The 20,313-nt window shown below is 63.0% G+C and carries 15 protein-coding genes; 7 read left to right on the top strand and 8 right to left on the bottom strand.

Annotation, left to right across the window (positions count from 1 at the left end):
• Together WG899_RS18605 and WG899_RS18600 are read right to left on the bottom strand one after the other, a co-directional pair.
• Window positions 1–2,298: an ATP-dependent DNA helicase gene (locus WG899_RS18605; protein ID WP_339597154.1), complete on the bottom strand. Its 2,298-nt coding sequence runs from the start codon at window positions 2,296–2,298 to the stop codon at window positions 1–3.
• Entirely contained in the window at window positions 2,295–3,185 is an 891-nt protein-coding gene (locus WG899_RS18600; protein WP_339597153.1) for a hypothetical protein, read from the bottom strand. The genes WG899_RS18605 and WG899_RS18600 overlap by 4 nt, the downstream gene beginning before the upstream one ends.
• 117 nt (window positions 3,186–3,302) lie before the next feature.
• Between WG899_RS18600 and WG899_RS18595 the strand changes: the two genes are divergently transcribed.
• The 4 genes from WG899_RS18595 (at window position 3,303) to WG899_RS18580 (ending at window position 11,010) form a co-directional block, all read left to right on the top strand.
• Window positions 3,303–6,218 carry a DUF349 domain-containing protein gene (locus tag WG899_RS18595; protein ID WP_339597152.1) on the top strand — a complete coding sequence of 972 codons (2,916 nt, stop codon included), beginning with the start codon at window positions 3,303–3,305 and terminating at the stop codon, window positions 6,216–6,218.
• A 301-nt stretch (window positions 6,219–6,519) separates the two neighbouring features.
• A complete protein-coding gene (locus WG899_RS18590; RefSeq protein WP_339597151.1) occupies window positions 6,520–9,603 on the top strand; it encodes a TonB-dependent receptor in 3,084 nt (1,027 codons plus the stop codon).
• A gap of 412 nt (window positions 9,604–10,015) precedes the next feature.
• Window positions 10,016–10,357, top strand: coding sequence for a hypothetical protein (locus tag WG899_RS18585; protein WP_339597150.1), 342 nt, complete (start codon window positions 10,016–10,018; stop codon window positions 10,355–10,357).
• Window positions 10,358–10,488: 131 nt separating this feature from the next.
• Window positions 10,489–11,010: a hypothetical protein gene (locus tag WG899_RS18580; protein WP_339597149.1), complete on the top strand. Its 522-nt coding sequence runs from the start codon at window positions 10,489–10,491 to the stop codon at window positions 11,008–11,010.
• A gap of 327 nt (window positions 11,011–11,337) precedes the next feature.
• Here WG899_RS18580 and WG899_RS18575 read toward each other — a convergent pair whose 3' ends face one another.
• From WG899_RS18575 to WG899_RS18560, 4 genes are all read right to left on the bottom strand, one after another.
• Entirely contained in the window at window positions 11,338–12,069 is a 732-nt protein-coding gene (locus tag WG899_RS18575; RefSeq protein WP_339597148.1) for an MFS transporter, read from the bottom strand.
• Window positions 11,963–12,589, bottom strand: a complete 627-nt coding sequence (locus tag WG899_RS18570) for an MFS transporter (protein WP_339597147.1) — start codon at window positions 12,587–12,589, stop codon at window positions 11,963–11,965. Before WG899_RS18570 ends, WG899_RS18575 begins: the two co-directional genes overlap by 107 nt.
• A gap of 129 nt (window positions 12,590–12,718) precedes the next feature.
• Complete coding sequence (locus tag WG899_RS18565; RefSeq protein WP_339597146.1) at window positions 12,719–13,549, bottom strand: LytR/AlgR family response regulator transcription factor; 831 nt, start codon at window positions 13,547–13,549, stop codon at window positions 12,719–12,721.
• Window positions 13,518–14,714: a sensor histidine kinase gene (locus tag WG899_RS18560; protein WP_339597145.1), complete on the bottom strand. Its 1,197-nt coding sequence runs from the start codon at window positions 14,712–14,714 to the stop codon at window positions 13,518–13,520. Before WG899_RS18560 ends, WG899_RS18565 begins: the two co-directional genes overlap by 32 nt.
• A 231-nt stretch (window positions 14,715–14,945) precedes the next feature.
• Between WG899_RS18560 and WG899_RS18555 the strand changes: the two genes are divergently transcribed.
• From WG899_RS18555 to WG899_RS18545, 3 genes are all read left to right on the top strand, one after another.
• On the top strand, window positions 14,946–15,515 hold the full coding sequence (locus WG899_RS18555) for a nuclear transport factor 2 family protein (RefSeq protein WP_339597144.1): 570 nt from the start codon (window positions 14,946–14,948) through the stop codon (window positions 15,513–15,515).
• Window positions 15,516–15,645: 130 nt separating this feature from the next.
• A complete protein-coding gene (locus tag WG899_RS18550) occupies window positions 15,646–16,113 on the top strand; it encodes a (2Fe-2S)-binding protein (RefSeq protein WP_339597143.1) in 468 nt (155 codons plus the stop codon).
• A 2-nt stretch (window positions 16,114–16,115) separates the two neighbouring features.
• On the top strand, window positions 16,116–18,275 hold the full coding sequence (locus WG899_RS18545) for a xanthine dehydrogenase family protein molybdopterin-binding subunit (RefSeq protein ID WP_339597142.1): 2,160 nt from the start codon (window positions 16,116–16,118) through the stop codon (window positions 18,273–18,275).
• Window positions 18,276–18,279: 4 nt separating this feature from the next.
• Here the strand turns inward: WG899_RS18545 and WG899_RS18540 are convergent, their stop codons facing one another.
• Together WG899_RS18540 and WG899_RS18535 are read right to left on the bottom strand one after the other, a co-directional pair.
• The gene (locus WG899_RS18540; RefSeq protein ID WP_339597141.1) at window positions 18,280–18,471 is read right to left on the bottom strand and encodes a heavy-metal-associated domain-containing protein; all 192 of its coding nucleotides are present in this window, start codon (window positions 18,469–18,471) and stop codon (window positions 18,280–18,282) included.
• A gap of 520 nt (window positions 18,472–18,991) precedes the next feature.
• Complete coding sequence (locus WG899_RS18535; RefSeq protein ID WP_339597140.1) at window positions 18,992–19,828, bottom strand: WYL domain-containing protein; 837 nt, start codon at window positions 19,826–19,828, stop codon at window positions 18,992–18,994.
• Window positions 19,829–20,313: the final 485 nt, after the last annotated feature.

Genomic DNA, 20,313 nt, shown 5'->3' with positions numbered 1-20,313 from the left:
TCAAGCCGAGCGTTCGATCTGCCACCAACGCGGCAGCAAGGCCCGAATCTCGGGCCGCGCATAGCGGTCGTCCATCAAGACCACCACGCCAGCGTCGCTGACGGTGCGAATCACCCGACCTGCGGCCTGCACTACTTTCTGCAAACCTGGGTAGAGGTAAGCGTAGTCATAGCCCTGGCCTAACAATTGATCCAAGCGCATCCGAATCTGCTCATTGACCGGGTTCAGCTGCGGCAACCCCAAGGTGGCAATGAAGGCGCCGATCAAGCGCTTGCCTGGCAGATCCACCCCTTCCGAGAACGAACCGCCCAGCACCACAAAGCCAATGCCCTGGCTGCTCTCGGTCAGGCGGGCCAAAAACTCGGCCTGGGCCGATTCGGCCATGCGCCGCTGCTGGCGCCAAATCGTGATGTTTGGAAACTCGCGCTCGAAGAGGTCAGCCGCCTCGTTCAAGTAGTCGTGACTGCTGAAAAAAGCCAGGTAGTTGCCCGGGGTCTGCTGAAACTGCTGTCCCATCAAGGCCACCAAGGCCGGCAATGAAGCGCGGCGATGCTGGTAACGGGTCGACACCTGCTGCGCCACCCGCACCTGCAGCTGTTCGGCACTGAAGGGCGCTTCCACCTCCAGCCAAGCGCTGCGCTCGGGTAGGCCCAAGAGGTCGGCGAAATAAGCAAAAGGCTGCAGCGTGGCCGAGAACAAGACGGCGGTGTGGGCGGCTTGCAGGCGCGGCTTCAGGAACTCGGCCGGCAGCACATTGCGGATGCACAGGGTGGACGAGGTTTTGGCCAAACCTTGACTGCTGAGCTGCAAGTCACACAGCGAATGCGGGCCAAACAGCTCGGCCAAGCGGGTGAAGTGCAAGGCTTCGAAATAGAAGTCTTGCAGGGCCACATCCCTTTCGGTGGGATGCTCGCTCATGTACTCGGTGATGGCGGCGCTGGCCAGTTGCAAGGCCGTCAGCAGCTTGGCCGGCAGAGCTTCCAAAACCGCGTACTCGCGTTGCGCCTCGCCCGCTTCTTTGTTCAAGGCGGCCCATGTGCGCTGCAGCTTGTCGAGCGGTTTCTTGAGAATGGCCGGCGCGCTCAGCTTCAAGGCGCGCAGCTTGGCTTGCTGCAGCTCGGCGCTGTACATCTTGCGGCCGCGCTCCACCAGGTTGTGCGCCTCGTCCACCAAAAGCGCCACGCGCCAACCCGCCTCCTGGCTCATGCCGTGCAGCATGGCGCTAAGGTCAAAGAAGTAGTTGTAATCGCCCACCACCACATCAGCCCAGCGCACCAGCTCCTGGCTCAGGTAATAGGGGCAGACCTGATGCTGCAAGGCGATTGCGCGCAGCGCGGCTTTGTCCAGCAGCGTGCCCGATGGCTGCGACACCGCCGCCAAGCGAGCCGCCGGCAGGCGCTCATAAAAGCCCTGGGCCAGCGGGCAGGAGTCGCCGTGGCAGGCTTTGTCCGGGTATTCGCAAGCCTTGTCGCGGGCCACCAACTCCAGCACTCGCAGCGGCGGGGCCTCGGGTGCAGCACGAGAGATTTTGTTCAATGCCTCCAAGGCCATGGCCCGCCCCGAGGTCTTGGCCGCCAGGAAAAACACCTTGTCCAGGCGCTGACCCGGGCCGGCCTTCAGCAGCGGAAAAATCGTGCCCACGGTTTTACCAATGCCGGTGGGCGCCTGCGCCAAGAGGCAGCGCCCCGAAACCGCCGCTTTGTAAACCGACTCCGCCAAGGGGCGCTGGCCCTGACGAAAGTCCGCATGCGGAAAACGCAGCGCATTCAAGGCTTCGTCCCGCGCCGCCCGATGCGCCAACTCAACCTCGGCCCAGCCCTGGAAGCGCTCACACAGCTGCTCAAAAAACACTTGCAAGTCTGCCGCGCTGTGGCGCTCGCAAAGCACTGTTTCCTCTTCGCTGACGACGTTGAAGTAGACCAAGGCCAGGTCCAGCTCGGGCAAGCCCTCGCTAGCGCAGAGCAACGCGCCGTAGACCTTCAGCTGCGCCCAATGCAGGGCGCGGTGATTGGCCGGCATGCGCGCGAGCGCGACGCGATGAGTTTTGACTTCCTCCAAACGCTTGCGGCCGGGGTCGTAACCATCGGCGCGGCCGCGCACCAAGAGCGCTTGGTATTGGCCGCTCAGGCTCAGCTCGGCGCGGTAGTCAGCACCGCGCCGGCTCGCCACCAGGGCATGGCCGGCGATGCCTTCTTGGCTGCTGGGCGCAGGGGTGAATCGCAGGTCCAGGTCGCCCGACTTGGCGGCGAACTCGCACAACGCCCGCACCGCCACCGTGTACTGCGGCTGAGTGCTCACGGCGACTCGGGAAGATCAGGCAAATCAGGCAGAGGCATTTCCGCCTCGCCGCCCAGTTGCGCTTGCGCCGACTCCTCCGGGCCTGGGGCCGGATGCGCTTTGGCCAAAGCCATCCAGACCGCAAACGGCAACTCGCAGTGCCGGTGCCGGGCCGGGCGCAGCAGCTCCAGCCGGCCATCCGCGACCTCGCCATGCAAAACCCAAACGCCAAAATCCTCGGGGATCTCTTGTGGCTCGGCGATGCCGGCGGGGAATACATAAAAGCACTCGCTGCACAGCCACTGATATGACTCGCGCTTGGCCGCATGGCGCAGGTCCGACAAGAGATCGGCCCGGCTGACCTTGACCTCATGCACCACCGGCTGCAGATAGGCCTGCACCGAGGTATTGCGCACCGAAAACACATCCGGCCGCGCCATGCGCCAGACCGCTTTGCCGCCAGCGGCTTGAGGCACGGGCGTGGCATCGGGCGCTTCGGCCACGAAACCAGGCAGCCCCGGCAGCTCCGGCGGCGCCAGCCCATCGGACGCAAGAACAGCGGCAGCGGTGTCCCCTGCGGCTGGCGAGGCCTGCGCCCGCAGCGACAACTCCCGCCAGACCACGCGCCCGTTTTGCTGCAAGCTACGAACTACCCGCTCCGCCAATTGGTCATGCGCGCTGGCCGCGCGCAGATTGCGGCGCCGAGCCGCAGCCAAGACTTGAATGCCGCTGGCGCTCAGTCTCAGGCTGTGCAGGCCACTGGCGGCGGCAGACATGGGCTCCACCCAGCCGGCTGCGATCAAATCCAGCTCCAAACCGTCGTGGCAGGGCCAACCGGCAGAACGCCAGATCTTCATCAGGCGCGAGAGCTGGGCCCGCGTGGGGCTGAGGGTTTGAGGCGAGTCCATACCTGTATAAGTTTACAGTGATGGGTGGCCGCCTACACTGCGGGCGGCGCCGCGCGACGCAAGCGCCTTGCCAAGTCGAACAACCCCCAACTGAATCGCGGCCCAGGCCGCACGCCCATGCTGAGCTGGATCTTCAAGAAATTTGGACGCAAGAGCGCGTCCGCTGCCCCGTCTGCACAAGCCGCTGCCCAAGAGCAAAAAGCCCGGGCCACCGAACTGGCGCAAGAAACACAGGCTCAAAAATCCGCACAAAAAGCGCGCGAGATTGAGGATGCCAAATCGCAATGGACGCCACGTCTGCAAGCCGCACTCGGCGACGAAGCGGCCCTGCTGGCCCTGGCCCAGGCCACGCCCCTCTTGGACATCAAGCTTGCCGCGATTGAGGCCCTGAGCAGCGAAGACAGCCTTAAACAGGCCGAGCGCGAGTTCCGCAAGCACGACCGCCGAGTGCAGCGTCTGGCCAAGCAAAAGCTGGAAGCGGCTGTGGCAACGCGCGTGGCCCGCAGCCAGGCGCAAGCGCTGATCGCCAGCGCCCAGGCCTTGCAGGCGGACGCCGAATTGCCTGTCAATCGCCTGATCAGTCTGGACCGCGAATGGCAAGCGCTGGACGCAGCACTGCTGGCGCCTGAGCAGATCGAAACCTTCACCCGCTTGAGCGCCGCACTGAACCAAAGCCTGCGCGAGCGCAGCGAGCAAGAGCAAGCGCTGCAGCGTTGGAGCCAAGAGGCCGAACAGGCCCTGAGCGACTGGCAAGCCCGCTGCACAAACGCAGCGAGCGAAGCCCAAGCTGAGGCCCTGGAAGGATTGATCCCCGCGCTGCAGGCGTTGCAGACAGCCCAGCCCCAGCTGCCCCAGAGCGAAGCGCTGGCGCAGCGCATCACCGAGGCCTTGGGCCAAACCGAGTCGCTCTTGGCCAAGCTGAATTTGCTGGCGCATTGCCGTGCCTTGCCGGCTGTGCCTGCAGCACCGGCACAAGCAAGCACTGCACCAGCCGAAGGCGAAACGACTGAAGCCACTCCGCCTGAAGTGGACGCCGCCAACCAAGCGTTCGAGCAAGCCGTTCAGCAATGGCAGGCTTTGCCCGCCTTGGCCCAAGCAAGCTGGGAGCAAGCGCTGCAACAGCAGTTTGCGGCCTGGAAGCGCGCACAGACGCCCCAAGCCAAGCAGGATGCCGCTGAACCCGCTGCGCCTAAGGCCGAGAAGAAAAAGAACAAGATTGATGAAAAGCGCCGGCCCAGCCTGCCCGATGCCAGCGCCGAGCAGTTGCAGCAACTCGAAGTCTTGCTGCAAGCCGCCGAGGCCGCATCCAGCGAAGGCCTGAGCAGCGAGATGCTGCGCCAGCTGCAAGCCGTGGACACGCTGACCGAAAGCTTCGCCGCCAAGAGCTTGAGCGAGGCCCTGCGCGGCCGCCTGCTAGCGCTGCATGCCGAACGCATGCACCTGCGCGACTGGGAGCATTGGGGCGGAGCCCGTGCGCTCGACGCGCTGGTTGCCGAAGCTGAGCAACTGGCGCAAGCCACGCCGCAGCCTGCTGAGACTGAAGCCCCTAAACCTGAGACTGAAGTCGCAGCAAGCGCTGAAGTTGCCGAAGCCCCCCAGGCCAGTAGCCCCGGCAGCACTACAGACAGCGTCCAAGAGGAAGCCCCCGCTGCCCCTGCCCCGGCCCCCAAGCTGAACCTGAAAGCCCATCGCGAAGCCATCCAATCGCTACGCCAGCGCTGGAAAGAGGTCGAGCGCCTCAGCGGCGGCGCCGGTCAGGCCCTGTGGGCGCGCTTCGATGCCGCGCTGCAAATCGCCCATCGCCCCATCGCAGCCCAAGTGGCCGAGATGCGCGCCGCACGCGAGAGCAATCTTGCCGCCCGCGAGGTCTTGCTCAACGAACTGCAAAACGCAGCGGTGCTGAGCAGCGAAGCCACAGCGGCCCTGGCCGCTGAAGAAGCCAGCGCCCATTGGAAAGAGCAGCTGCGCATCTTGAGCCAGTTCCAAACGGCCTGGCGCCAACTCGGACCGGTGGAACACACGGTGCCGCATGCGGCGCAAAGCGATTTGCTGCAACGCCAACGCGCCCTGCTGGAGCGCATCGAGCAGCCCTTGCAGCAAGCCCGCGCTCGCGCCGAAGCGCAACGCGAACAATTGATTGCCGCCGCCGAAGCGCTGGCCCGCGACATCGCAGCACAGCCGCAGCAGCGCGACACCACCCAGCGGGTGCGCGACTTACAAGCCCAGTGGCAAGCCCAGGCACGCAGCCTGCCGCTGGCCCGTGCCGCAGAAAACAGTTTGTGGGCCCGTTTCAAGACGGCCACCGACGCCGTCTTTGCCCAGCGCGAAGCCGCCTTCAATGCCCGCGATGAAGCCATCTCGGCCAGCGTGGCCGGCTATGAGGCTCTGCTGGCGCAGCTGAGCGCGCTGAGCTTGGAAACACCTGACGCCGAGATTCGACGCACCCTGGCCGAGGTGGACCGCGGCTGGCGCCAAGGCGGCGAGCTGCCACGCGCCACCGAGGCCGCGCTGAACACGCGCTTGCAGGCCGCCCATCAAGCGGCGCTGCAGATCCTGCAAGGTCGCAGCCAGTTGCAATGGCAGTCGCAGTGCGAAGCCTTGGCCAAGAAGTGGGCGCTGTGCCTGTCGCGCGAGCAAAACCCCGCCGCCATGGATGAGGCCAGCTTCGCCGCGCAGTGGACCCAAGCCGGCGCCCTGCCCGCTACTTGGGAGCAGGCCTTGAACCAACGCCAAGCCGGCCCAGCCGACGCGGCCTTTGATGAAGTCTTGCTGCAACTCGAAGCCGCATTGGACCTGGACAGCTCGCCCGAGCTGATGGCCGCGCGCCGCCAGCTCAAGCTCAAGGCCTTGAAAGATGCGATGGAAGGCCGCGGCGGCAGCGAGCAGGGCCCCGCCCAGCAAGCCGCGTGGTTCGTCGCCGCCCTGCGCCAAAGTGGGCTCAGCGACGAGCAGCAAGCGCGCTTGCAGGCCGTGATCAGCGCCCTGCGCGAAGCACCGGCCGGTGCCCTCGGCACCGCGCTGGCCAAAGTCTGAGGTCTGAGTAGAGCCCAAGCGCCGGTGGCCACAGGCCCTGCGCCTGTTCTGGGCCTCGCGCCCAGCGCCTGCCAGCCCAGCGGGGTTTCATCCCAGGCCAGACCGCTCTAAGTGGGCCGAAGGGGTGCATTCACCCCTGAATTTCGGCGCCTGTTCCCAGCTGCAACAGCCCCGCCCGCTCGGTGTCTGCGAGCCCGGTTTTCGTCCCCTGGGCAGGCCGCTGCACACCGCTCATTTCTAGAGTCAGTCATCCGCCCCATCGTCCCGATGGGCGTGGTTCAACCCCATTGAGGAGACTGACTTGTTCAAGAAAACCGCAATTGCCCGCGCCCTGGCGCTGGCGCTCGGAGGCGCCGCGCTGGGCGTGAGTCTGAGCACACCCGTGATGGCGCAGTCCAATGCCACCGGCACCATTTTTGGTCGGCTGGACGTGCAGACCGCCGACAGCAGCATCTTGATTGAAAACCCGGCCACCGGCTTCAAGCGCAATCTGACGCCCGACGCTCAAGGCCGCTTTCAAGCCACGTCCCTGCCGGCCGGCATCTACCGAGTCAGCCTGCTCAAGGGCGGGGTGCTGGTCAGCAGCCGCGAGGGCGTCGAGGTCCAGGTCGGCAAAGGCAACGAGGTGTCTTTCCTTGACGCCAGCAAGCTCGAGACCGTCGAAGTGCGCGGCCGCGCCAAGACGATTGACGTCTCCACCGCCGACAACGGCGTCAGCTTTGGTGCCAAACAGTTGGACATCTTGCCGGTGCAAAAGTCGGTGGAGGCGGTGATGCAGCTGGCGCCCAATGTGACGCGCGGCGACTCCCGCTACAACGGCGCAGCCAGCCTGGGCGGCGGCGCGGCCTCGGAGAATTCTTTCTACATCAACGGCATGGTGGTCACCAATCCGAACACCGGCCTGGGCGCTTCATCGCTGCCCTTTGGCGCCATCGAGCAGATGCAGGTGGTGACCGGCGGCTTCGGCGCCGAGTTTGGCCGCTCCATGGGCGGCGTGGTCAACATCATCAGCAAGAGCGGCAGCAATGAATGGGAGACCGGCGCCCTGCTCACCTACTCGCCCAATGCGCTGCGATCGAAGGCGCGAAACATCTACTATCAAAAGACCGGCAAGCCCGGCAATGAAGGCACCGACGGCACGCTGTACCGCCTGCAAGACCAAAACACACAAAGCCAGGTCGAGATGGGCGCCTATGTGGGCGGCCCGCTGATCAAGGACCGCCTGTTCATGTTCTTGGCGGCGGACGAGAAACGCACCGACTCCAGCGTGGTGGACCTGCCCACCTCCAGCGTCTCCAGCAATAAATGGGGCTGGGCCGAGCGCGAGGACAAGACCACCCGCTACCTGGCCAAATTCGACTGGAATCTGCACGATGACCATCGCCTGGAGTTGACCCTGATTGGCGACAACTCCACGCGCGACCGCCGGGTCAGCGGCTTTGACTACGCCACGCTGAGCCGCAAGGGCGCGCAGCCCAACACCGACTTCCGCGACCACTACAAAAACGAGTTCAACCAAACCCCGGTGGGCTCGGATGTGCAGATGCTCAAGTACACCGGCAACCTGAGCAATGACCTGACGCTGACCGCCATGGTGGGCCAGACACGCTCGGAGCATGTCAACACCTTTCAATACGGCGGCACGTCGGGCGGCAGCCAGTACTTTGTGGACGCCAGCGCCAGCGGCCGCGCACCCGGCTTGGTCTACAACAACCCACAGCCCCTGCTGAATAACCAGTTACCCGACGGTGCTGTAGACAAGACGCGTTCGATGCGCCTGGACGTGGAATACCGTCTCGGCCAACATTCGCTGCGCGCCGGCCTGGATCGCAATGAGCTGAGCTCCATGAACAACGGCGACTTCTTGCCCGGCGGCGGCACCTATCGCTACCGCAAGAACAACGACATCAATGCGGTGCCGGGTGACGCTCCCGGCTCAACCAGCATTGCCAGCGGCGGCGGCCTGGGCCTGCAGGGCTACTACGGGCGAGAGTTCAATTTCTCAACCGTCACCAATGCCTACTCGGACACCTCGGCCTGGTACTTGGAAGACCGCTACCAGGTCAGCAAAAACCTGCTGATCTCGCTGGGCCTGCGTAGCGAATCCTTCACCAACAAGAACAACGAGAAGGAGGTGTTTCTGGATCAACCGAACCAGATCGCCCCACGCCTGGCCGCCATCTGGGACGTCAATGGTGACGCCAGTTTGAAGCTATACGGCAGCGCAGGCCGTTATGCGGTGCAGATGCCCACCCATTTGGCGGTGCGCGGCGCTGGTCCCTCGACCTATATGTGGCAGTACTTCACCTACACCGGCATCAACGCCGATGGTTCACCGATTGGCCGCAAGAACATCAGCCCACGCTACAGCCCGGATGGCGAAGACGGCTCCAAGAAGGACCGCCGCACGCTGATCATTGACGACATGAAGCCCAACAGCCAGGACGAAATTTCGCTGGGCTTTGAGAAGGCGCTGAGCAAGTCCTTCAATATCGGCGGCAAACTGACCTACCGCCGCTTGGTCTCCACCATCGACGACTACTGCGGCGGCGCCGGCCCGATACAGAAATGGGCGGACGATCACAAGATCGACACCAGCAACTGGATCGGCGGCCCAAATGGCAGCGGCTTCTTATGCACCCCCTTCAACCCAGGCGTGGACAACACCTTCAATGTGGACTTTGCCGGCACCGGCAAGGACTACACCAAGGTCAAGCTGAGCGCCGCCGAACTCGGCTTTGACAAGCCACAGCGCGACTTCCTGGCCTTTGATGTATTCGCCGAGCACCCCTTGAGCGATGGCTGGTACGGCAAGATCAGCTATGCCTACAGCCGCAACAAGGGCAATACCGAAGGGCAGACGCAGTCCGATGTGGGCCAGACCGATATCGGCGAAACCCGCTCCTGGGACTACACCGACCTCATGGAGCATGCCTACGGCCCGCTGCCCAACCAACGCACCCACTCGATCAAGGCCTATGGCTTCTATCAGCTGAACGACCAGTGGCAGATCGGCGCCAATGCCTTGCTCGCCTCGGGTCGCCCGCGCAGCTGCATCGGTTCCTACCCGACCACACCCAACTCCGGCAATGGCTCGGCCTATCACTACTGCGACGGCAAGCCTTCGCCCCGTGGCTCGGTGGGCAATCTGCCCTGGGACAAGCGCCTGGACCTGAACCTGATCTACCGGCCGTCGGTGGTGAAAGGGCTGGCCTTGCGAATGGATGTGTTCAACGCCTTCAACTCGCAAGTGGCACAGAACGTGGATGAAACCTATAACGTAGGCGGCACCGGCACCAATGTGTCGCCCACTTATGAGCGAGTGATCAGCTACACCGAACCCCGCTTCGTCAAGTTCAGCATCCAATACGACCACAAGTTCTGAGTCCGGACCGAAGGATGGCCCTGCGGCCATCCTGACGCCGGACGAAGGCCAGGCCGCCTGCAAGCGGCCGGGCTGAGGTCGGACCGATGGCCGCTTCAGGCGGCCAGCTTCTTGCCTTCGGCGCGAGGTTTCACACCGAAGCGCCAGCAAGGGCCAGAGGGACTCAGCCATGTCTCTGGACAAGGGGCCTTGCGCCCGCCCCCTTGTGCGAATGCTGGATCCTACCTATGCGCCTCCAGTGAAAAGCGCTGCCCCAATTTGGGTTGCTACCAAGCCCTCGAACCCAAAATGCAGTTCAAAATCTGGCCGCTGGTTTTGCCTGTTATTTAAATCGGCTTGTTCACAGAAAATGCCACACAAATCCAATCCGCAAGTCACTTGAAGACTCATCACAACTGAATAGTTAGAAGTCATGGAACAGAGACCGGAGCTACTCGACTACGTGGTTTTCTTCGAAACCGAGCCCGACTGGATTCACCCAGAGGGCTGGTACTACGGAGCTAGGTTCACGACGCATCGCGGCGCGGACAAGATCGTTGCAACCGTCGGACCGGATGAAATGGAATTCTCCGTTCAATGGTGGCAAGAAGATCAATTGCGGGTGCGATTTAGCTCGGTGGCGGCAAGTGGCTGGACAATTGAAACAAGCGGGTCAAAAGAACTCTTGCGAGTTTCGTTCAACGACGAGAGGGTCAAGTTCTGTGAACTGCAGCTTAAGCCGCATGTGCGTGTCGAGTGGTCGATGACATGGTGAAAATGACTTCTAACTGGTCGGTCGAGCCGCCTCGCGACGTTATGGAGACAGGCCGCCAAGTTATCCGACACGGATGTCTCCATATTTCCAAGCTAGGCCGCAAAATCCCATCTCACTCAAGTCCTCCGCCTTTGAAAAACTTTCGCTACGACTTTTTCCCGATCTGGCGCCTTCAGTCCACCATCTGTACCGCAAGCGTCTTCCTAGTCTGGTTTGCGCTATCGTTGATCGTTGATCGGCCCATGACGAAACCACACCTGCTCTTGAGCTTGGCAATCTCAGCCTTCTGCGCCGTCATATTGGGTATCGTGACCGCCGCGGTGAGGTTTCAAGTGCAGGCCGAAGGCATTCGCACCTTCAACACGTTTGGTCGGTGGCAAATAGTTCCTTGGGAAGGAGTTTCCAAAGTATGGCCGGCGAAGTACTACTTCCTTCCGCACCTTCGACTCACCGTCGACGGTCATAAAGTTCCGTTCTGGATTCCGCTCTTTCTGAATGACATGCAAGCATTTCGTGCAGCAGTAATCGGCCACGCAGGTGATGCTCACCCGATCTCCCGTGCACTGCCGGTTCCGCCTGCGGCCACTGAGAGAAGAGGCAGTGTGCGAAATTCGGGGGCAGGTCGTAAATCTAAGAGCAAGGCCCGGCCCTGAATTCACCAGAAGCCAGCCAACAGTTAGACGGGCCGGTCCTACTCGTTGGAATTCTCGGTTGACACCTTTACCATCGGCGCCAAGCTCGCAAGAGAGCAACTCGATGATGCCCGACCCGGGGTTCGAACCGACTCGCAGTGGTTGGCCAGTCCGGCCCCATTTCATTCTTGGCCTTCCGGGCGCTGCCGTCGCTCGCGGCTCAGTTTCGACGTTAGACACCCCCAGCCTTGACGCGCAAACCGTATCAACTTCCACGGCAGAAATGAGGCAGGACAACTGATGAAGCTGAGGCCTTGCTTAGGTGCAGGGGCAGCATTCACACGTCCCTCAGGCTGACTGCAGGCCTCGGCGGCGATCACTGCGCCGGCTCCAGCCCAGCAGGGCAAGAAAGAGCAGTACGGCCGGCACGGTCATCGCCATCTCGGTCAGCAAGGTGGCATGAGCGCCGTACTTGCTGAAGACGTAGCCGTAAACCGCCGTTGACCAACCAATCGGCGTATTGGACAGTGAGGCCATCAGGTTGTACTTGGTAGCAGCGGCGCCTTTGCCGATGGCCTCCAGCGTGACGGCCGAGAAGGCGGCGTAGCACAGGCCGTTGGCGAAGGCGTAGAGGCTGGTCCAGACGATGAACTGGGTCTCGGTCTGTGGTGCCAGCGCCATGGCCACGCTGATGCCGGCGGTGCCCAGGCCTAGCAAGCAGTAGGCCAGTTGGCGGTTCATGCGGTCACACAGGTAGCCGCCGAGCAGGCAGCCGGCGGCCGAAAGCAGGCCGCTCATGGTGCCCGTGACCAGGGCGACGGTGTCGGCGCTGGCGCCCCACTTGTCGGCAAAGATGGCGTACATATTGCTCATCGCGCCGGTGCCGAGCGGCAGAAACACAACCAGCATGGCCAGGGCGCCTCGGCGCGAACGCACCACACTCCAGAGGTCGCGCCCGGTCTCGCGCAAGCGCTCACGCACACTGCCGACGATGGCCTGGGAGAGATCCTCGCGCAGCCAGAAAATGGGCAGGCTGCACAGGGCGCAGACCGAGGCCAACACGGCGGTACCGGCGAGCACGCTCAGGCCGCCGGAATGAATCAGCCACAAAGCCAGCCCCCCCGCCCAGACCGCCGCCGCCCAGATTGCCGGCCTGAAACCAGCCGGCGGCGCGACCCTTGGCATGCTCGGGCGTTTGATGCGCCATCAAGCAGTCCACCGCCATGCCGACCACGGTGGAAGCCGCGCTGAGGGTCACCACCAGCGCGATGATGCGCGGCATGGCTACGGTGCTCATGACTTGCATGCCCAGCGCCAGCATGCTGAAGACCAGGCCGACCATGCCGATGGCAAACCAGCGCTTGCGCGTCAGGGTCAGGTCGATCACTGGCGCCCACAGAAACTTCCAGGTCTGGGGGATGTAGTTCATGGCGAGCATGGTGGCAATCAGCTCGGCACTGACATGGGCTTGCGCCAGCAGATAGGCCACGCACACCCCGGTAAACCCCGTGGCCGCGCCGAAGGGCGCGATCAAAAACATGAAGAAAGCCGGATGAGGAACTTTCTGCTCGGTGGGCAGCAGATGTGCGGGGGTGGTCATGGGTGTGGGTGGTCGCTTAGCGCAAACAGCAGGAAGGCGAAGCTAGCGACCATATCACCGGGGCGCCGCAGGGCCAGGGGGTTTTCACGGGCGGCGACCTCGGCGCAAAGCCTAGGCTCTGGATCAAGCTCAGGCTGAATCAAAAACCGCCTTGACCTCTTTGGCAAAACGCTCGCTGACCGGCACCTTGTCACCCGAACTCAGCGTCAGCTCATAAGTGCTGTCGCCGGTGACTTCCATGCGGCTCATGGACCCTGGGCGCACCAGCGCCGTGCGGTGCACCCGCATGAACTGATGAGGCAGCAGGCGCAGCTCCAACGCACTCAAAGTGGAGCGGTGCAAGACCACGCGAGGGCTGCTGCCCGGGTTGACTCTCAGGTGCAACTCCACATAGTTGCCGGCGGCAGCAATCCACTCGATGTCGGCAACGGCGACCCGCTCAACCGAGCCCACCGAGCGCACCGTCAGAAAGTCCAAGGCCGGATAGGGCTGCCCCGCCGCCACTTGGCTTTGCTCTTTCAAGAAGCTGCCCATGGCATCGGCATAAGCCGTGGCGTAGGCGGCACTCTGCTTGAGCGCCAGCACCTGCTCGGCCCGCGCCAGCATGGCCGCAAAGCGCTGGTCGTCAAAGGGCTTGAGCAGATAGTCCAGCGCGAACACATCAAAAGCGCTGAGCGCATGCTCATCAAAGGCCGTCACAAAGACGATCAAGGGCGCGGGCTTTTGCGGGCTCGCGGCGGCCTGCAATTCGGCGGCAAAGTTCAGGCCGTTCTCGCGCGGCATTTGAATGTCCAGCAAGAGCAGATCCACCTCGCGCTGCGCCAGCGCCACGCGCGCCTCGGCAGCGCCCGCACAGGCACCCACACAGCGCCAGCCCGGGTGATCGGCCAGGGCCAGCTGCAGATTGCTGCGCGCCAGCGCTTCATCGTCAACGACCAGCGCGCTCAGGGTCTTCTTCATGAACAGCATCCCGACAGGGCAGAGTCAATTCGGTTTCAAAGCAAGCCGCCTGCGTCATCGCTTGGCTGCGCAGCTGAGCCTGCTCGCCATACAACATGGCCAGACGCTCGCGCGTGGCGCTCAGCCCCAATCCATGGCCGGGCTGACGCGCCGCCTCGGCCGGCAAGGGGTTGCGAATCAAGAACACCAGGCGGCCGGGCTCGGGGCAGGCGAGGCTCAACTGGATCACGCCCTGGCCTTCATGCGCCTCCAGGCCGTGGCGTATGGCGTTCTCGATCAAGGGTTGAAAGAGCAGCGGCGGGCAGGCGATCTCGGCCCAGGCGGGTGCACCCGCCCCTTCTTGTATCGTCCAGCGTACTTGCAAGCCCTCGCCAAAGCGCAGACTTTGCAAGGCCAGGTAGTCGCGCACAAAGTCCAGTTCGTCTTGCACTGTGACCCAGTTGCTGCGGCTGGCGCGCAAGGCATAACGCAGCAATTCACTGACCCGACTCAAGGCCGACAGGGCGGTGCTGCGGTCACTGCCGCGCACCAGGGCCGAGATGCTGTTGAGCGCGTTGAACAAAAAGTGCGGCTCCAGCTGGCCTTGCAGCAAGGTCAGGCGCAGACGCAGGTTGTCGGTCTGCTCGCGCCGCCAGTCCAGCTCGCGGTCTCTTGCGGCACCCAGCGCACACAAGCCGGCCTGGACCGCAAAGGCACTGCTGGCCAGCACGAAGTCATAAAAACGGTTGAACCAGCGCTGGCTGCTGATGTGCTGCCACCAAAGGCTGAGCGGCTTGCCGTTTTGCAACAGGTCTAAGGCGCTGACATAGCCTGTCCACACGACCATGAAGACCGCCATGCAGACGACGAAGTTTTTCGACAAAGCCGCCGGGCAGGACCACAGCCGCGGCCAACGCTGCGCCTGCATGAACAAGCACCAGCTCAGCAAAAGAAAGGGCGGAAAGAGCGGCAGGCTGTCTTTCAGCAGCACGCCGAAACTCAGCTGGGTTCGCCCTAGCTTGGCCGCATCATTGGTCTGCGCCAAGACCAGCAACAGGCAAAACAGCAGCCAGACCACCGTGCACACCCACAAGCCGCGCCAAGCGCTGCGGCGCAGGCTTATCCGGCCGGGGCCCGCTGAATCGGCGGCCCGGCCAGGCAAGACGTCAGAGAAATTAGCGCGCATGAATCAGGCGAAAGAAGCACCAGCGTTGACAGCGGCCGGCCCCCTTGGGCCCGCCTTGCGGCCACTGTATGCCATGCACAAGGCCAGAGCGGGCCAAGGCGCTGCCACTCGTCCCCCCGGCCTGGCAATTCATCCCATGCTGGGCCAGGCCCAGCGCTTTCCGAGCCAAAGTCGCGGCCGCGTTTGGGCCCAAGGGCACAGACGCCATGCCATCAACCGAGGACCTCTTCCATGCGCCGAATCGCCTCTTACACCCCCTTGTTGCTCGCTCTGAGCCTGAACCTGCTGAGCAGCAACGCCGACGCACAGCCCGCCAACACAGGCAATGCCGCCGCCGCGACCACCGAGCCGGCGCAGCAGTACCGCGCGCTGTCAGCGCAAACCCGCGATGTGGCCGAGCGCTATCTGCAGGCCTATTTGAGCCGCGACTGGCCGCGCTTGTTTCCGCTGATGGCCGAGCACATCCACTTTGCCGACCCCACGGCAAAGATGGTTTTTGGTGACTTGAGCCAGCAGGGCAAACCGGCACTGACGAAGTACTTCACCGAGGTCTACCCCTATGTGGAAACACACGCCTTCAAACGTGAGCGCAGCACCTTTGCCGGCCAGCACGCGGTGTTCATCGGCGAGTCGGACTGGTCCTTCTCGCTGCCCGGCCAAGCACCCGTGCGCAGCAAAACCCCCTTGGTGCTGACCCTGACCGTGGAGAACGGGCTGGTCACCCAGCACCAAGAGCTGGCCGATTTCCAAAGCTATCTGAACGGCCGCCAGCAAGTCAGTCCCGGCAGCAGCAAGCCCTGAAGCAAGGCTGAACACCAACGCGGCAAGCCTGTCCCAAGACAGGCGCCGCGCCACTGTGTATGCTTGCCGGCGCTGGCGCAAAGCCAACACCGCCCTGCCCCCGTTTCAAGGCCTTCGCGAGGATCCACCCATGATTCATTTGACCGTCAACGGCAAACCCGCTTCGGTGGACGCCGAACCCGATATGCCCCTCTTGTGGGCCTTGCGTGAAGACCTGCAGCTGACCGGCACCAAGTTCGGCTGCGGCATGGCGCTGTGTGGCGCTTGCACCGTGCATTTGGACGGTCAACCGGTACGCTCCTGCTCCACGCCACTGTCGGCGGCCGTCGGCAAGAAGGTCACCACCATCGAGGGCGTGGGCGCCAGCAAGACCGGCCGCGCAGTGCAGACCGCCTGGGTCAAGCTCGATGTGCCGCAGTGCGGCTACTGCCAAAGCGGCCAGGTGATGAGCGCTTGCGCGCTGCTGGCCCGCAAGAAGTCGCCCAGCGACGCCGACATCGACGCGGCCATGAGCGGCAATATCTGCCGCTGCGGCACCTATCAGCAGGTGCGCGCCGCCATTCACGACGCCTCGGCCCTGTTGAAGAAAGGCGCTTGATCATGGACAGCACGACTGTGAACAATTCTCGCCGCGGCTTCCTCAAGAGCAGCGCTCATGGCCTTGGCAGCGCCTTGATGATTTCCTTTGCCCTGCCGCTGGCGACCAAACGCGCCGAGGCGCAGACCACCAACACCTTCAGCCCGAATGCCTGGCTGCGCATCACGCCGGACAACTGCGTCACCGTGATGTGCGGCTCCTCCGAGATGGGTCAGGGTGTGTTGACCGCCATTCCGATGCTGGTGGCCGAGGAGCTGGACGCCGACTGGGCCCTGGTCGGTGTGGAGCAAGCCCCCGCCGATGCGGCCTACAACAACCCTCTGTTCGGCATGCAAGGCACCGGCGGCAGCACCACGGTGCGCGCGCACTGGACGCCGCTGCGCCAGGCCGGCGCTGCCGCTCGGCAGATGTTGGTCGCGGCAGCCGCTGAGTTGTGGAAGATTGACGCAGCACAGCTGCGCACCGAGCGCGGCCAGGTGATCGCGCCGAACGGCAAGAAGATCGCCTATGGTGCCTTGGTGGAGGCTGCCGCCAAACAGCCGGTGCCAAGCAAGCCCACGCTGAAAGCAAATAAAGACTTCAAGATCCTGGGCCGGCCCACCCGCCGCCTGGACGTGGCCGCCAAGGTGAATGGCAGCGCGCAGTTTGGCATCGACGCCCATGTGGAGGGCATGCTGGTTGCGGTGATGTCGCGCGCGCCCGCCGCAGGGGTGAAGCCCAAGAGTTTCGACGAGGCCGCGGCGCGCGCGATCAAGGGCGTCAAACATGTGATCAGCCTAGATCAAGGTGTGGCCGTCTTGGCCACCGGTTTCTGGGCCGCCAAGAAGGGCCGCGCCGCGCTGAACCTGCAATGGGACATGGGCCCCAGCGCCGAACTGAGCAGCGCCAAGGTCAGCAGCATGCTCGAGACCGCCGCCAGCAATGCGCAAGCGGTGGCCGTGGACAAGGGCAATCTGAAAGATGCGGCGGCCAACTCCAGCCAACAGCTGAGCGCAACTTATGAGGTGCCCTATCTGGCCCATGCCTGCATGGAGCCGCTGAACTGCACCGCCTGGGTGCGAGAGAACGAGGCCACCGTCTGGATCGGCACTCAGGCCCAAGGGCCAACGCAACAAGTCGTGGCACAAGTCGCCGGCGTGCCGACCGACAAGGTCAAGGTGCACACCACTTTGCTCGGCGGCGGTTTCGGGCGTCGCTTTGCGCATGACTTCACCATCAGCGCCACGCTCTTGTCCAAGATCAGCGGCCACCCGGTCAAGCTGATCTATGAGCGCGAGGACGATATGGCCGCCGGCTTCTACCGGCCTGCCTCTCTGGTCAAGTTTGAGGGTGCGTTAGATGACAAGGGCCAACCGACCCTGCTGCGCGCCGACATCGGCTCGCCTTCCATCATGGCCGGCTCCGGCTTCATGAAGATTCCCGCCAGCGGCGTAGACGCGATGGCGGTGGAAGGCCTTGCCGATCACCACTACGAGATCGCCAATCAGCGCATCGCCTATGGCCAGGCCGAACCCGGCCCGCAGGTTTGGTTCTGGCGCTCGGTCGGGCATTCACAAAACGCCTTCTTCCTGGAAAGCTTTGTCGACGAGATGGCTCATGCGGCCAAGGCCGACCCACTGCAGTTCCGCCTGAAGATGTTGAGCCAGCACCCGCGCCTGCGAGGTGTTTTGGAGCTAGCCGCCGCCAAGGCCGGCTGGGGCAAGCCTGCGCCCAAGGGCATTCACCGCGGCATCGCGGTGGCCGAGAGTTTTGGCAGTTATGTGGCTGAAGTGGCCGAAGTCTCCATCGGCAAAGACGGGACACCCAAGGTGCACCGGGTGGTGGCGGCGGTGGACTGCGGCCAGACCGTCAACCCCTTGACCATCACGCACCAGATGGAAAGCGCCATCTGCTACGGCCTCTCGGCGGCGCTCTACGGCAAGATCAGCCACAAAGACGGACGCGTGGAGCAAAGCAATTTCCACGACTACCCGGTCTTGCGCCTCAGCGAGATGCCCAAGGTCGAGGTTCACATCCTGCCCAGCACCGCAGCACCCGGTGGCATTGGTGAGCCCGGCACCCCGCCGATCGCTCCCGCGGTCTGCAATGCCATCTTTGCCGCCACCGGCGTGCGGGTGCGCAAGCTGCCAATCGAAGCGGCGGCCCTGCTGAAACCGGCCTAAGCCCTCAAGCGGGCGGATAGCCCTCTTCCGTCAAGGCCGCGACGAACACGTCGCGGCCTTTTTCGCTTTCGACTCGCAAGATTTTCGCTTCGCGGTCAAACAAGGGCTTGGCCTCGGCGTCCACGCTCGCCACCGTCTTGGTGATGGCGGCCACGCAGTGGCCGCAGGTCATATCGGGGAGTTTGAATTCGTACATGGTGGGGACCTTTGGGTTTGAACTAGGAAGAGCATAAACCGGCGGGACGGTTGGGCGTGAGGGTCAGGTCTTGCTGGCATGGTTGAAGTAATCGCTCCGATGCATTGAAGGCTGTTCGGCTTCGTTTGACTCGGTCGCCCCGCACGATGCCGGGAATTCGCCCCGGCGGGCGACCCCCTTCTCTTGTCTCGCCAAGAGAAGGAGGCAAGAGAAGGCGACCCTGACGCATGGCCCTGCGGGTCCGCTCGGATGCTCAAATTTGCCGGGCCGCGCCCAACTCACTGCGCTACGCTCCGTTCAGACAAGGGGCGCGAAGCCAGTTCTTGAAGTCGCTACGCGACGCCCGGCAAATTCTGCGCTCCTCACCCATGCAGAAGGGGAACGCCAAAGAACACGGCTCGCTGCGCGTCGCCTCGAAGGGTGCATGCGCAGAGCACATGCACCTGTCAAGCGATTCCCTTGAGGGTCAGGTCTTGCATTTAAATCAGAGAACTCGCCACGGCTTTGTACTCAAGAGCGGTTAAGCGGCATTCGCGCCAATTGAAAACCGTTTCTTCATGTAGTCAAGCGCTTCTTGTTCTGCTTGATGGACTGTTTTCTGCGTTGCGACCATTTTCTCGGCGGCAGTCATGACCACGCTTTGTGCTGCCGGATCGCGCTTGGCAAGGCGACCGACGGCGAGTTTGAAGGCCTGCAATGTCGGTACATCCATATTCGCAAGCAAATCTTGGATAGTGCCGTCCGTGAGACGGGAATCGTTCGTGATTGCAACGCAGGTCTCGCGAATGACCGCCTTCTCTGCAGAGCGAAGTTGGCCATCCGCCTTGCCAACATAGAGCAGTACCCTGAGTGTGTCGTACTCCCCTTCAAGAAGTAGGTCTTTGGTGCGATCAGGTGACTCGTCGTACTTGGTCTGAAGGTATGTGCGAACGTCGCTGACGACTTCGCCAGACTCTTCATCAATGCAAGACTCGATACGGTCGCATCGAAAAGTCCTCGTTGCATCTCGCATGTTGCAGTGCCCGATGAGTAACGTAGTCGGACCTACCGCGCCAAACTGCCGTACATCGACCGTACGTTCAGTTTTGCGGCCGGCCCCATCGGTGTACTTGAGCTTCAGCTTGGCCTTCGCTGGCAAAGGTTGGGAAACTTCCCAAAAGCTGCCTTCCCATTCATCTTTATCGATGCTCTCGCGAGGTTGGCGCCCATACCCTCCGTCCTCATAGCTCACCGTGATCTTGATCGGTATCTCGTGCTGCCCGGATCGCGGGTTTGGAGGATATGCTCGTGGCTTCATCAAAACCCTGTACGCGATCCAAACCGCGAGACCACCAAGAAGAAGGTAAAGGAGTGTCATTTGCGTGTGCGACCCGGTCGTAGCCCTATGCCACCTGGCCCGTTGTAGAGCGCCCTGCGGCGCTGAACATTGCCAAAAAGCGGCGCAGTAGCAGCCCTGCCAAACCGGCGAGCAAGTGCTTATCGCATCTGAGTTCTCTCCGGACCAGCTTGTTTATTCATGCAGCATTGAATTTATCGACCAACTTCGCACCTGTCCCAAATCCAATGAGGATCAGGCGGCGCAGTCAGTAGCATGGCAAGTGTGTATGTTGCCATCAAATCCAGGCGTTATGCCCAGTCTGAATGTACATCTCAAGTAAAAGAATCCTGATCCTATCGGCATAGACCTGCGAGGGGCTTGCGCGTAGCGCAGCACCCATCCAGGCGACGCGCAGCGAGCCGAGTTGACTAGACTTCCCCCTTCTGCATGGGCGAGGAGCGGAAGGTTTGGCGGGCGTCGCGGAGCGACTTCAATCACCTAATTCGCGCCCCTTGTTTGAACGT

It is taken from the genome of Paucibacter hankyongi, assembly GCF_037482915.1.
GTDB classification, from domain to species: domain Bacteria; phylum Pseudomonadota; class Gammaproteobacteria; order Burkholderiales; family Burkholderiaceae_C; genus Paucibacter_A; species Paucibacter_A hankyongi.
The sequence above is the reverse complement of the archived record's forward strand: the minus strand, read 5'-3'. Positions and strand labels throughout refer to the sequence as shown.